Origin of the sequence: Dysgonomonas sp. GY75 (assembly GCF_015234155.1) — a bacterium.
GTDB classification, from domain to species: Bacteria; Bacteroidota; Bacteroidia; order Bacteroidales; family Dysgonomonadaceae; genus Dysgonomonas; species Dysgonomonas gadei.
This window is the reverse complement of sequence record NZ_JADCLQ010000006.1, coordinates 20,831-34,048: the sequence shown is the minus strand read 5'-3', so window position 1 is coordinate 34,048 and position 13,218 is coordinate 20,831. Positions and strand designations below refer to the sequence as shown.

General features: G+C 42.1%; 14 protein-coding genes. All 14 read right to left on the bottom strand.

Translation table 11 applies throughout. The annotated features are described in order from the left end of the window. The coding region (locus tag IR083_RS04155; RefSeq protein ID WP_194223366.1) for a conjugal transfer protein TraO at positions 1-449 on the bottom strand (449 nt) is incomplete at its 3' end. 25 nt (positions 450-474) lie between these two features. Then, positions 475-1,395 (bottom strand): conjugative transposon protein TraN, encoded by a 921-nt coding sequence (gene traN / locus IR083_RS04150; RefSeq protein WP_194223365.1) that lies wholly within the window; start codon positions 1,393-1,395, stop codon positions 475-477. A gap of 134 nt (positions 1,396-1,529) precedes the next feature. Further along, the gene (gene traM, locus IR083_RS04145) at positions 1,530-2,849 is read right to left on the bottom strand and encodes a conjugative transposon protein TraM (RefSeq protein ID WP_194223364.1); all 1,320 of its coding nucleotides are present in this window, start codon (positions 2,847-2,849) and stop codon (positions 1,530-1,532) included. Then, entirely contained in the window at positions 2,827-3,108 is a 282-nt protein-coding gene (locus tag IR083_RS04140) for a TraL conjugative transposon family protein (RefSeq protein WP_194223363.1), read from the bottom strand. The genes traM and IR083_RS04140 overlap by 23 nt, the downstream gene beginning before the upstream one ends. A 12-nt stretch (positions 3,109-3,120) precedes the next feature. Then, entirely contained in the window at positions 3,121-3,744 is a 624-nt protein-coding gene (traK, locus tag IR083_RS04135) for a conjugative transposon protein TraK (RefSeq protein WP_194223362.1), read from the bottom strand. Between the two features lie 113 nt (positions 3,745-3,857). Then, positions 3,858-4,886: a conjugative transposon protein TraJ gene (gene traJ, locus IR083_RS04130; RefSeq protein ID WP_194223361.1), complete on the bottom strand. Its 1,029-nt coding sequence runs from the start codon at positions 4,884-4,886 to the stop codon at positions 3,858-3,860. Positions 4,887-4,888: 2 nt separating this feature from the next. Continuing rightward, positions 4,889-5,521, bottom strand: a complete 633-nt coding sequence (locus IR083_RS04125) for a DUF4141 domain-containing protein (protein WP_194223360.1) — start codon at positions 5,519-5,521, stop codon at positions 4,889-4,891. A 91-nt stretch (positions 5,522-5,612) separates the two neighbouring features. Next, positions 5,613-6,551, bottom strand: coding sequence for a fimbrillin family protein (locus IR083_RS04120; protein ID WP_194223359.1), 939 nt, complete (start codon positions 6,549-6,551; stop codon positions 5,613-5,615). 77 nt (positions 6,552-6,628) lie between these two features. Further along, positions 6,629-7,579: a fimbrillin family protein gene (locus IR083_RS04115; RefSeq protein WP_194223358.1), complete on the bottom strand. Its 951-nt coding sequence runs from the start codon at positions 7,577-7,579 to the stop codon at positions 6,629-6,631. 92 nt (positions 7,580-7,671) lie between these two features. After that, positions 7,672-8,553: a fimbrillin family protein gene (locus tag IR083_RS04110; protein ID WP_194223357.1), complete on the bottom strand. Its 882-nt coding sequence runs from the start codon at positions 8,551-8,553 to the stop codon at positions 7,672-7,674. After that, on the bottom strand, positions 8,553-9,488 hold the full coding sequence (locus IR083_RS04105; RefSeq protein WP_194223356.1) for a fimbrillin family protein: 936 nt from the start codon (positions 9,486-9,488) through the stop codon (positions 8,553-8,555). Before IR083_RS04105 ends, IR083_RS04110 begins: the two co-directional genes overlap by 1 nt. An 11-nt stretch (positions 9,489-9,499) precedes the next feature. Then, positions 9,500-10,393 (bottom strand): hypothetical protein, encoded by an 894-nt coding sequence (locus IR083_RS04100; protein WP_194223355.1) that lies wholly within the window; start codon positions 10,391-10,393, stop codon positions 9,500-9,502. A gap of 11 nt (positions 10,394-10,404) precedes the next feature. Beyond that, complete coding sequence (locus IR083_RS04095; RefSeq protein ID WP_194223354.1) at positions 10,405-12,609, bottom strand: hypothetical protein; 2,205 nt, start codon at positions 12,607-12,609, stop codon at positions 10,405-10,407. Positions 12,610-12,656: 47 nt separating this feature from the next. Beyond that, positions 12,657-13,199: a DUF3575 domain-containing protein gene (locus IR083_RS04090; RefSeq protein WP_194223353.1), complete on the bottom strand. Its 543-nt coding sequence runs from the start codon at positions 13,197-13,199 to the stop codon at positions 12,657-12,659. Positions 13,200-13,218: the final 19 nt, after the last annotated feature.

Sequence of the window (13,218 nt, the reverse complement as noted above, 5' to 3'; positions counted from 1 at the left end):
GCAGCTCCACCATATACAAAAGCACCTTCATTTGTAAGTGTAGAGCCATCGTAGAGAACCTTGTCCTCCCAATTGCAAGTCTCGTAGCCGCCCAGGGCTGATATTCCTAAAGACATAAAGAGTGTTTTGCTGCCATCAGACAAAAAGTTGTAGTAATAGCCACCCTCCGCAGTAAATGCAGAAACGGGGATTGCCATTTCTTTGTAATCATAGTTTTTCTGAAGATATTCCGCACCGAATACCCATTTGTTTCCACCTGATGCATATTTGCTGATAGCAGCACCCAAATAAAAAACTTCCTTGTTCTTCTCTTGTTTGAAGCCGTCAACTGTTCCCGCTCGAAGTTCTATACCCCGCATCCCCGGCAGGCATCGTTGTGCCTGTACCTTCTCCATAAACAACAAGCTCATGGTGAATACTAATGATATGACCAATACTATTCTATTCATATTTTTTGTTTTCAAGGTGATGTTCTTATTTTACTTCCAGTTCATTTATTACTCTGGCTCTTACCAGGTCATTGTTTTCAACAACAAAGGACTGGTGACGTCCACCTTCTTTTTCATTGAGTTCAATAATAAGCTGTTTATCATCAGGAATCGTAAACTTGGGAAGGGTAAACACGGTTCTCTGGTCTCGTCTGCCATCTATCTGCATAGCGAAATTATGTGCCCTGAGCGGTGTTATGATCGTCTCCTGAATTGCTGTGCGTTTAGCTACTTTCTTATCTACAATCTTGAAGGTTACAAAATCTACACTGAAAGGAACATTGGAGGAATTTTTCACCTGCGTATGAAAATAAAGCAATCCATTGTGTGAGTAGATCCCTTTGAGTAAAAATTGTAGACCGAAACGCTTCGATCCGATGTGCTTTATTTCACGGCGGTCATTTTTATAGATCGAATTCATAATTAATTTTACTAATAAAGGTGATTCTTTACCCAATTCCGTCAAATAGATTTCCTGGGCATTATTCGGACGGTTTACTATTTCGCCGTCGTGGATGAAGTCTTTCATCTCAATATTCAGCTTTTGAGGTTCGTCCGAATATTTGATATTAAAAGTATAGTAGCTGCCATCATCGGTAATAACCGCCATATTGGTTTCGGTACTGAAATCCCGTACAGAGGCTTTTACCCTGAGAACATTCTCCGCCCCGTCGGCTTTTCCGGCTATCAGGTCGGAGGAACCCAGATCGACATAACGTACAGCATCAGGAAAAATAATATGCACTGTTTTATTAAAAGTAATTTCCAGACCATAAGGAGGTATCATCCGGTCAAAAGTGACAGGACGTGTCAATCCATTATATAAGTCACCAGAGGATGGATTTTCCTGAGCCTTAACTAACAGGATACTTATAGCAAAAGCAAAAAATAAAATTAAATGTTTCATGACTAAAATTGTTTTAATGTTTTAAATACAGATTGTACTTGAAGAAATGATCTTAAACATTCGTCCAATGCCTGTATCTTGTACTTCTTCCTGTAATAAAAAGGTCTGTGACCTTGACTTTGGATTTTTAGTGGTTATTTATCTGAAATAAGCAATACACGGTGTCCCGCTTTTAGGGTTATCTTCACTGTACGTAGCTTCTTTGAGAGATATTGTGAGGCTCCCTGTATAACACCTTTGGACAGATCCGCTGCTATCTGTGATGCCGCATTGTCCGTGATGGAGATGCTTGTTCCCATATTCTGCCCCATATTGGCAGCCATTTCCTTAGCGGCATTCATTTCGGCAGAGCCGGGGACAGATACCCCTTTACGTCCGTCCATATCATAAGCTGCCAGTTTTACGGGCAGGATATTCCCGTCCAGCAGGATGGATGCAATATGAATATCAACACGCTCTCCGCTTATTTTTGCCGTTCCGCTGACAACCGTTCCTTTGGGTATATGGCGACTGCCAACCTGAACTGTCTCCGCAAGGCGGAGTTGTACTCCTTGTCCGTCTGTAAGAGTCACTGTCCGGTAGATGGTGGCATATACTCCATTTCTGGGTTCATCGTCTGTTTCATTTTTCAATGAATTAAACCCGATATTGCGGGGCTTGCTGTATTCAGCGATAAATGCCGAGTCGCTCATCTGTACAGGCAGTGAGGATACGATCTGCTCCTGTATCCGGCTCACAGAGATTGTATTTTTATTATTTCCCGAAGATGGAGAAGATGTCCGGCTCTCCTCTGCTTTTAGTGCAGGCTCCGATGTTTGCCCCTGTGTCGTCTGAGGCATATATTTTGCTGCCATCTGATACGACTTTTCCATCAAAGCCAATTGATCTTCTGCTATCCGTTGCGTTTCTTTGCGCTCTTGCTCCTTTCGTTCCAATTCCTGCAAACGCCATTCAAGCTCCAATTGTCGCTGTTCCGCTTCCTCGTCTATCCGTGGTTCAGGCTCATAAAAACTGCTGAGCCTCCTGTTTACGTCCTGATAAGCATGAACAGAAGATTGAATTTTAACAGATGGTGCAGGCTCACTGCTTGTCGTGTTTGCCTTTTGGTCATCGAAAGAAGATCTGTCTGTTTCTTCAAAAGCAAAGGAGATATCCTGTAGCGTACGCCTTTTTTGTTGCTGCATACTTTCGAACTCATCTTTCTCGTAAGCCCCTTTCTTGTCGGATATAATGCCTTCTTCTTTCGGCATCGGAAGTTCAGCATTATAACCCGATCCCTGGCTTTCCTTTTCTTTATCCTTGTCTGATGGTGCAAAGATCAGGTACATAACTCCTGCAAATACCAGAAAGAACAAAGGAAAGATAAGAAGCTGCTTGCGTTTGCGGATCTGTTCAGGAGTAAGTTCTTTTTGAACTTCTGCCCCTTGCGTATTATTTATCTTGTCGCTGCTCATAATTAAAATCGTATAATTGTTTAATACTGTCCTCCTGTAATTTTAATTGCCGGATATGCTCTATCTGCAATTGTTCTTTACGTTGTTTCTCCTTTCCCCAATTATAGATAGTGGAAAAGGTAAAGTAGACGTTTACCGAAGTAAAGACCAGAATCAGAATGATAACTACCGTTACCCTTTTTTCCGGGGTGATATCCCCACATAGTTTTCGCAAATAGGAATCTATGCTGTAGCCTAATTCTTTTAATATATGTTTCATAACCATTTACTTTTAGCGTTCCAACAGCCGTATATCCCTGTTTTCAAGGATTTCAAAGGATTCCATGGTAAAACCGTGAGGATTGTTGTCCGAGCGCACCGAATTGATCAGGTTACAACGGGTAACAAGGCTGCGTTCGGTCACATTACTTTCCCTGATAATCATTTGCCGTGCATAGGTTACAGCCTTATAGGGATAGGCATCAAAATTGCAAACGATGCTATCGACTTGTACACCTTGATTAATGTTTCCCGATACCACACGGTTGTAATACCCTTTCTCGGATAGATCCTTGTAATACCTGAACGCACTTTTGTCTACTAAAAACAGGGCACGGTTGATATTGCTTTCAATGGCGTTCTTATCGGGAGATAGCGTGAAGAACAATTCGTGGAAGCGGCGTACATGCTCTTTGGCTTCTACCGGACGGTTTTGCGACAAATCCTGAGAAAGAGCCAGCATCAGCGATTTTCCGTCATCCAGTACATATATCTTTTGTCGTTGTTCTTCTGCAAAGTTGTAGGAACTCCATACCGAATATCCGGTAACGGCAGCACACATACAGAGGAATACAATGGAGAAAAGACGTATCTGCCTGAAACTGGTTTCTATATTTCTTAATGATTTAAATTCCATAATTATAATGTGATAATTTGCGAATGTGCCGATGTGTCAATAAAAAATTACAGAGCCGTTGTCATTTCGGGTTATTGGCACATATTGGCATATTAAATAACCGGCTCATTGATTTATTTACCCATCAGGCGTCCTGCTATATTCCCGGCAACAGCCCCGGCTCCTCCGGCAACGGTACTTGCTCCGCCTTTCGCCATCTTTCCGGCACTCTGCGTCTGGGAATTGACATTCTTACCCAGATTCCCCATACCACCGGATTGGATGATCCAGTTGGAAACAGACGGTATTGTAAAGTATCCGACTATCCCGATTAACATGAATATAATGTACACGGCATCCGTGCTATCGGGGATAAAACTGGGATCAGATAAATTTTCGATGTCTTTTTCCAGCATCTTTATCTGGATTCGAGCCAGTATCGAACTGAACAGATCGGAAACGGGCAGCCACAGGTAAACCGATATATAGCGGGTGATCCACTGGATAAGAGTCGATTGAAACCCGTCATAAACACTGATGGCAAAAGCAATAGGCCCCAGAATAGCCAGGACAATTAGAAAAAATGTCCTTATAACATCTATTACTAAAGCTGCGGCATGAAAGAGTAACTCCACAATGTTCCTAAAAAACTCACGTATTGCTTTCTCCGCCTTATAAGCAGTCCGGGAGACGTACATTCCTCCCATTGTAGCAATGTCTTTCGGTCCCCAACCTAATTCTTCGATTTGCCTGTCAAACTCAGCATCATCGACCAAATAGGCCGTTTCCGGATTTCTCATATTAGCTTCGTATTCCAGACGATCTTTTTTAGCCTGATACGCTTTCATATCAAAAGTTTGTGTTTCCAGAATACTATGTGTGCCCGTTACTATCGGACTCATCACGGAATTGATGGTACCTAACACCACAGTCGGAAAGAACATGATACAAAAGCCGATGACAAACGGGCGAAGCAGTGGATATACATCTATCGGCTCGGCTCTGGCTAACGCCTGCCATACCCTTGAAGCGACATAGAATAATGCACCGAATCCGGCCAAACCTTTGGCTACTCCCGTCATATTGCTACATAGGGGCATCATCTCGGTGTATAAATCCCGCAATACCTGATGTATATTTTGAAAATCGACAGTTAATAGCATAATTACCAGTATTTATCATTTGCATTTCCATAAAGGGCAAGTACACGGTCTGTCTGGTTCTTTTCCCTCGCTCTCAGGTAAGAGACAGAGATGTTTTTCTTCGTGTAATACACCGTCAGGTTACGGTATTTTTTAATCTCACTATATACCTTATCAATGATATCCATTCGTTCTTTGTCACTCATGGACAGTCCATTTGCAGAAGTAACAATATTTTTAAGCTCGTTTAGTTTATCAGCTCCCTCTTCCAGAATTTTGGTATAGCCGAAAGATATGGCAGCCAGTTCATCCACCGAATAATTGGGATCGGTCATCATCTTCTGGAAATTTTCAATATAGATATCCGATATTTCACCGACAAGAAGTACCGTCTGCTGTACTTTACGGGCATCTTTCACAAGGTCATGGACACTTTTCAGCTTATCATAATACTCTTTGCCCTGATTGTAAATCTTAACTGTTTCCTGAAAACTCGACAGCATATTTTTTGCAGTCGAAGAGGTCTGAACTATCTGGTTAGCAGAGTTTACTATTCCCTGAGCCAGATTTGTCGGATCGGTCACTACCCATTGTGCATTCATATTCGTTGTGAAGAGCAAAAGGCTCCCCCACAACATAAAAATCTTTGTTTTCATATTGCTGAATTTTGTTAAATAAATAATTGTTTTATCAGGGGCTATACTGCATTATTAAAGTATAAGCCCCAGTGCTGTTTAGAAATAAATGTTACTCAAGAAAAGCGTTTCCACCTGCCCCGTCTATCCAATCCGCAATTTTTACTTCACCGATCCGCAGTTCATTTCCGTTAAGCAGGACGTCATATGTATATTTAGTCCCCTGCTTCCACTGGGTTCCGGCAGGTACTTCCCAGGAGAATTCTTTCCCGTCGATCTCGAAAGTAATAATTACCTCTCCCCGTGATGATGTTTGTGAAGTAGGAATAAGTAAAAGTTTCACATAATCCTTCTCATCTGTAAATTTGTCGTTGGGGATAATTAGAAGAGGGGAACTGTTTACCTGGATATTCCTGTCTGTTCCCAATAAATCTGAAATTTCTCCGGTTTGAATATTCATTTTCCCGCTGTAATAAACGACCGCCTTGTCCGGTGCATTGTTAATGCGAACCAGATCAAGCCTTCCCTGCCAGGGATAATTGGCTTTATAGATATTGAATTGGACAAGAGCCAGGGCATGGTTCATGGTCAGGTTTACCGTCCGGTTATCTTTATTGATGGCTGCCTGCCCCGGTGTATGTGTTCCGTACATATAGTCTGTCAGCCCGCTTTGCACCGGAATTTCCGTCCCGTTGATATTACTGCTGTAATACGGGTAATAAGCGAAAATGGTTGCGTTATGGGCATAGAGGTTTACCGCAGGGCTTTGCTTCCATATGCCTGCTGTGAGTGTCGACAAAATATTGCGTGAAGCTGAAGATGAATAATCATCGCCCAAATTCCCTTTTGTAATAAATAGCCCCAGCTTGCTGTCTTCCGGGAAATCAGAAACAGGACCGCTCTTCAGCATGTTTGACATTTGATTTACTCCTGTTCTGATGACTAACTCTGAAGGGATATTAACTGTGGAAACGTTCTCAGTTTCTTTATCACAGCTGATACAAATAGTCAGCATAAGAGAAAGAAATAATGTATATATAATAGGTTTCATGTCGATATATTTTATAATTGAATTTTTAGTATTGTAATTGATTTGGTCGGGGCAGGTTATACCCCGGCCGTATGATCTTAGTACAGGTTAATTTCCCCTTTAGCCCCTTCTGTCCAGTCGGTGATAATAATATCGTCGATTATCAGCTCCGTACCGTTGAACGTGACATTATACAGGTACTTTGTGCCTTGTTTCCAAGCCGTATTTACCGGAACATTGTAGTTGTAAATAGCCCCGTCAATAAAAAAACGTATTAAAATGCTGCCGTCAGCAGATGTTTTATTTACAGGCATAACCAAAACTTCTTGCGGATTGATGGCATCATCCTCAGCAATAGTATACAGTCCATTTGCATTTTCAATATATGCCGGATCATAATATCTGTCTATATAGGTTAGCTCTCCCGAAGCAATATTAAGCGTAGCTGCACTCCTCAGATCAATTCTTCCATTAATATTTGCCACTTCTATCCGTGTCAGCTTACCCTCACCCGGATAATTCATTTTTTTGATATTAAACCGGAGTAATGACAAGGCGTGCTTCATTCGTAAACGTACATTCGGATTATCCCTGTTAATATTTCCCTGTCCTTCGGCATTGGTTCCATACATATAGTCTACCTGATTGGTGTGGTATATATTCATATTGGATACCCCGTTTGTATAGGCTGCACCGTAAGGATAAAATGCAAATACAGTAGCCGGGGTATCTCCAAGTTTTACGGCAGGGGTCAGTTCCCATTTACCTGATTTATATTCCGCCTTCACATTGTTATACGGTCCTTGCGGATAGTTACTACCCAATGTTCCGTTTGTTACGAAGAGACTGAGAGCCGATCCTTCAGGGAAGCTGCTTAATGCGGCTTTTGTGGAACGCAAGCCTGTCTCTGCGGAAGTTATTTCCGTTTGGATACATAAATCCGCAGTTTGACCCTGTAATGGGTTTACTGTTTCGTCATCGTTATTACAGCTTGAAAAGCCGGATACTGTAGCGGAAATCACCGCCATACATATAAATAATCGTTTCATCTTATTAAAAATTAATTGTTTATAAATAAGCCGTTTTACAGGTTTTGGCGCCTTATACCCATTCGACGGCTCCGGGTTTTTATAATTATTGTTTATTCGTACCAGGGCAGGCTTATCCTGTCTGTTCCCTGATCTATCCAATCCTCTATCCGTACATCTATAATCTCAAGCAGGCGTTCCTGTATCAGTACCTTATAGACATGCTTCTTGCCGCTTTTCCATTTAGTTCCTGCAGGTACAGGCCAGTGGTATTTGTTCCCATCAATCAGCAGATTGACAAATATTTCGCCCTCGTATGCAGTTGCCTTGACAGGGACAACCATCATATTTACCCGCTTGCCGGGATATATAACCGGACTATCCATTTGCCAACCATACCTGATAGCCGGCTCCCGGAGATCACTTGTATATTCCAGCTTGCCGGAAAGTAAATCTACCTGAGCTTTACTGTATAAGCCCCATCCGTCGATAGAGATGAAATCTAAATATGCATCTTGATAAATATCCATCCCTTCGAATTCGAACTCGATCAGTGACAGTGCGTGCATCATGGTAAGGGATAGTACCGGATTAATACTGTTGACTCTGTGTCTGTCACTGTACAGATAATCTGTCTGGCTGGTGTGCTCTATTACGAAATGGAAAGGATCGGTATTATCTGTGATGTAAGGGTAGGTAGCGTATATATCCGTATCACTTTCAAAAAGAGATACAGGATTCTGTAATACCCATGAATTATTTTTATAAGTCATTCTCCTATAACCACTCCCTTGCGAATCATATATATGCAAGCCGATCTCATCTCCCTCTTCAAAGACGGATTTCGATGTTCCATCCGATGATTTCAGAGAAAAGCCGACTTCCGCTACAGACAATAACTTTTCTTGTCCCTGATTTACCCAGTTGTCCGAATCACTGCAAGCACAAAACAGGGATAGTATCACTATCATTGAAAAAACAGATTTCTTTTCCATTAGTAGCTGCTTGTTTGGGTTAATACTACGTTAATGCCTGTAGCTGCACCGGAGGATTTGAATGTCCGTGCCGGAGGAACCATATCCACCTCATAGGTATATTTCATTCCCGATTGCCAGTGTGTTCCTGCTTTTAGAGGATATGTATAAATATATCCGTCGATTTCGAACTCAAAAAACAGGTCTCCATCGTTTCTAACAGGCTCAATGGGCATGACCAGGATACGGGCATACTCTTCTTCGCCGGTATATGGCTCATAGAAATTCATATCTTCGGGAGTGATGGTAGCCTGGTCATAACAGTCATCCCTGATTGCTACTTCTCCGCTTTCCAGATTTAATATTCCTTTGCTTTTGAGATGTGTAACACCATTTGCATTTTGTATGGAAACCCTTTGTACGGAACAATCATGCGGATAATCATTTTTGATAAACTTAAACTGTACCAAAGCCAGCGCGTGCTTCATTATTATTTCTGCATAAGGCTTATCCCGGCTAACATAGTCTCCGTTTACCTGTCCATGCATATAATCAGTCTGAGAGATGTGTTCTACATTTACATATTTTTCCGATAAATAAGCATGGTCTTTACTCCTGTAAGGATAGTATGCAAACAGGCGTATAGGCTCACTGCTTAAGAATACCGGCTCTGGCAGCCACCATCCGTAATTCTCACGGACTGTATACATGAGAGGATTTCCCCTGTGGTATTCATGCAGGTACAGCCCGATTGTATCACCATTCACAAATTCACGAATTGGTCCGCTGCCCGATCCCGGTCTTTCGTTGTACACAGCTACCGATTTTAATTGTAGTAGCGTATCTTTTTGGCCATTACCAAAATCTGGAAACTCGTTTTCCACATACGACAGGCATGATGACAGGTATACAAAAAAGACAAATAGAAAAAATAACGATATTAAATAGCTTCTCATTTTTTTACAGTTTAAAGTTCAATACTACCATCATCCGAAATATCCCATCCGGTTACCTCTACGTTCATACCCATCAATCCTAATCGTATTTCAATTGTGATATGGATCATACGTGTCGTAAAACCGTTAAAGATATTTGTCAGGTCAATGGATTCCCTGTATATATTGCCATCAGAAGTTTGCAAAGCAATATCCAGCAGGTTATCTATCCTTTCCACAGCTTGTTTGTCAGGATTCACCCCGAATACTTTCAAACCGGAGGAAAACACATTGATTCTTTCTTCATTGCAGACAGAGCTAAATGCCAGCCATGCCGAAGACTCCAACGCATCCAACGGCTTAAAACCGTATTTGTAGGCAATACCCGATAATTCGCCGCTGATGGAACTGACTCCCATATCCGTATTATCGATCACCACAAAATCAATATTGATTTGCCGTGTAGCAGATTTCAGTACAGGCTCGCTGACAACGCTTTCAAAGGGGATCACCGTCAAATCGGTATTTGCCGTATACAATGCCGGAGCTTGAACGGTATAAAGCCTGCCTCTATCTTCGAAAGTTGCTAATTCCGCTTTAGCCGTATTGGGACAATCCATACCGGAAAAGCTGATATTGTCTAATCCATAAGAGTTACAAGCCAGCAGCTTATAGCTTACAGCCTGAATACCTGTTACCAGTGTATCAGCAGTAATGCTATATGTATAATTACGCTGTGGCGATAACAGATAAATGTCTGTCAGCAAAGGTTTTGTTTCATCCTCAGCCAGTGCCGACCAGTCCGGTTTGATTTCCACATCTCCGTAATAGGTACAGTCTTCCGAGAAGTCGATCAGATTACAGGATGCCAGAAGTATACAGCAGATAAGAGACAGTACCCATCTTAGATAATTTCTATTTTTCATACTCATTTTCATTAATCGTTATTATCGTCTTCATCCACTTCCTGATTCAGGTTGTATGCCTTTATCAGCTTGTTGATCTCCGGATCGAGCGTACCCCGCCAGCGTTTCATGGGATCTAGCTCCACCGAGTGCAGGTAACGGGTGACGGCTTCCTCTGCCTTACCAAGTCGTGATGCGACTACAGCCAGTAAATACTCGCTGTTTGCCGTTTCAGGTTCATTCGAGAAGATATTGTATGCCGCCTGATCGTAACCTAAGCTCATCAGGCAAATAGCCGTATTGTAATCGTTATACTCATGGAGTATCGAAAGGGCTTCGGCATACTTTCGTTTTTTCATCAGCTCTATGCTTCCGGCATACACCATATCAGGCTCCGTGGTATGGATCGTATCTTTTACCATACCCGCACGGTGTACATGGAAGGTAAAATCTACTGCCCTCAGATGCGGATAGAGTTTTTCCCGGATATACTTATAGTCGGCAGGATATTTTGAGCGGATGTCGGTTTCCTTTTTATCGGGATCGGTGTCTGATGCAATCAGGTCTAGGATTACCTGTTTATTTCCGCTCTCCAGAGAATCCGTAACCAGCTTCGATAATCCCTGCCAGTCTTCACCCTTTGGATATGGTTTCAGCATTGACTTAATACCGTCAATGTCTGATAACTCACCTTCCAGATATTTACTGATAGATTCAGCACGCTTTTTTGACAAAAGCATATTCGAGCGGAAACTACCTTCGGGTGAACAGCCTGCAATGAGTGAAATGCTATCCATTACAAATTCTCCTGTACCTGTCAGCTTATCGAGCATATCCTGTACCTTTTCCAACTCCGAACGGTTGTCACCCAGATCAATATCCATATCGTATTTTCCTGTCTTGAATGTGACATTCGCCCGGAGTGTAGACATGGCTTTTCGCTCGATAATCTTACGCATATAACGGGGAGTAGTATCCAGGAACTGTATCATTGAAGAAACGACATAGTCCAGCGTATCGGAATGAGGTAATAAGTGGCTATCTCCGGAGATGGACTGCGCATAACCGTCCAGATAAATCTTCATCCTGCGGCTGTCCTCATCCGCCATTACCTGCTGCTTGTAATAGTATTCGAACTTCCCTTTATTATAGATCACCGTATCGAGTCTAGCTTTTTCGTTTTTGGGAAACTTCACCATTTCGGCAAAAGCAATATGCTTATTGTCAATCAGGCTTTGGTTTTTAGCGATCTGCCTGTCTTTAAGGAAGCGTTTCTTTAAGAATACCGAATCGGCAGCAGTAACAGGTTTATAATCGTTAATAAAGCCCACAGTATATTTATCCTTACGGTACTTCCATAAAGTATATTCAGGAGAGAACTCACGCAAGAGATGAAACATCGGCAATAACTTTACGATCTGGTTGTAGCGTTTGTTGTAAACAGAAGCTATATGTACCGTATCCTGATCGAAGTATTCGTAACGCTCTTTTATTCCTGAAAAACTCATTTGCTTTTTAAGCCAGTTACGATTACGGTACATCTTCTCATTAAAGAACTCGTAACGCTTGTTCAGTCGGGTTTTATACTTTGAGTATCCGGCATGATCTAACGAATCTTTGTGTACCCTTCCAAACTCCGATTTATTGTAATTGGCAATATATCGGTGAAAAGCTCCGGTCTTGACAAAATATTCGTCGAACAGGCTGTCGGGTATGATCTTTGAAAGGTATCTGTCAAATTCAGCGTACTGCTTCTGCTGTAACTTTCTAAAATCATCCCCCGAAATTACTAGGTCTTCAAAGTCCGAGATTTGGTCTGCCTTGATTAAGTGCGGAGTCAGATTCAGTTGCCATTTGCTGTTTATCAGCTCTTCGGGTACTGAGACTATAAAATCCACATCGACCTTCCCAAAGCGTTCAGGTACATTTTTCATTTTCGCAGTTACGGTTACTTCCTTTAGCTGTACCGCTAACTGCGTATTACCGTATTTATCCTTTTCTGTCTGTACATAGGTGGTCACATTGCCGTGCCTGTCTTTCATATCGATGACAGACGGCCGTTTTTTGTCCCGTACCTTCTCCTTTGTCTCCTCCACAGGCTGCGCAGGCAGGTGGATATTGGCACGTGCCTCTTTATCCATCCGTTGAGTGCTACAGGAAGAAAAAAGGGATGTAATCAGCAGCACGACTGCCAAGAACAGATAGAAGAAAGGGATTGTTATTATTCGTATATTCATAACTCTTTTATTTATACTTTACCTGAGTAATAAAAAGGTCTGCGACCTTAGAATAAATAGATTAATGAAAGGGCGAACTTGTTCGGTACGGCTACCCAGCGAGAGTATTCTCCCTTTTGCCGTCCGCACTCCTGACACTCATACTCGTTATAGTCTGCCCAAACAAGACCTATGCCCCCTTCAATTTCCAGATTCCAGCGAGGCGATAAGAGCCAGGCATACCCTGCACTGATCCCCATTCCGTAAGCCTGCCCTTCATAGCGGCTGTCTTTCCATGTAATATGGTATTTAGAACCGATAGCATTCGCTCCGACAAAACCGTTCACATAGGATTCAAGCAACCAGTAACGTACTCCCGGCATTACCGTGAGATTTTGTAGCTTTTTGTTATCCTTGAATACAAAAGGGTTATAGTACACAGGAAGGTGTAAAGACCACTTGCGGTCCAATGTCATGCTTACTTCCGCATTAATCGTTGCTGTTCCCAGAGCCGGGATATTCGTGCCCAACGAATAGAACTGGGCACGTCCCGTAGTAGAACAGAGAATAACAAGAAAAAGCAGTATGTATTTTGATATACTATTTTTCATATTTATTATTTCGTTTTTT

What these genes read in the sequence shown, in the direction of transcription:
- traN (WP_194223365.1), bottom strand. Translation starts at nt 1,395, where the DNA reads ATGAAACATTTAATTTTATTTTTTGCTTTTGCTATAAGTATCCTGTTA.
- IR083_RS04110 (WP_194223357.1), bottom strand. Translation starts at nt 8,553, where the DNA reads ATGGAAAAGAAATCTGTTTTTTCAATGATAGTGATACTATCCCTGTTT.
- IR083_RS04125 (WP_194223360.1), bottom strand. Translation starts at nt 5,521, where the DNA reads ATGAAAACAAAGATTTTTATGTTGTGGGGGAGCCTTTTGCTCTTCACA.
- IR083_RS04090 (WP_194223353.1), bottom strand. Translation starts at nt 13,199, where the DNA reads ATGAAAAATAGTATATCAAAATACATACTGCTTTTTCTTGTTATTCTC.
- IR083_RS04115 (WP_194223358.1), bottom strand. Translation starts at nt 7,579, where the DNA reads ATGAAACGATTATTTATATGTATGGCGGTGATTTCCGCTACAGTATCC.
- IR083_RS04105 (WP_194223356.1), bottom strand. Translation starts at nt 9,488, where the DNA reads ATGAGAAGCTATTTAATATCGTTATTTTTTCTATTTGTCTTTTTTGTA.
- traJ (WP_194223361.1), bottom strand. Translation starts at nt 4,886, where the DNA reads ATGCTATTAACTGTCGATTTTCAAAATATACATCAGGTATTGCGGGAT.
- traM (WP_194223364.1), bottom strand. Translation starts at nt 2,849, where the DNA reads ATGAGCAGCGACAAGATAAATAATACGCAAGGGGCAGAAGTTCAAAAA.
- IR083_RS04140 (WP_194223363.1), bottom strand. Translation starts at nt 3,108, where the DNA reads ATGAAACATATATTAAAAGAATTAGGCTACAGCATAGATTCCTATTTG.
- IR083_RS04095 (WP_194223354.1), bottom strand. Translation starts at nt 12,609, where the DNA reads ATGAATATACGAATAATAACAATCCCTTTCTTCTATCTGTTCTTGGCA.
- IR083_RS04120 (WP_194223359.1), bottom strand. Translation starts at nt 6,551, where the DNA reads ATGAAACCTATTATATATACATTATTTCTTTCTCTTATGCTGACTATT.
- IR083_RS04100 (WP_194223355.1), bottom strand. Translation starts at nt 10,393, where the DNA reads ATGAAAAATAGAAATTATCTAAGATGGGTACTGTCTCTTATCTGCTGT.
- traK (WP_194223362.1), bottom strand. Translation starts at nt 3,744, where the DNA reads ATGGAATTTAAATCATTAAGAAATATAGAAACCAGTTTCAGGCAGATA.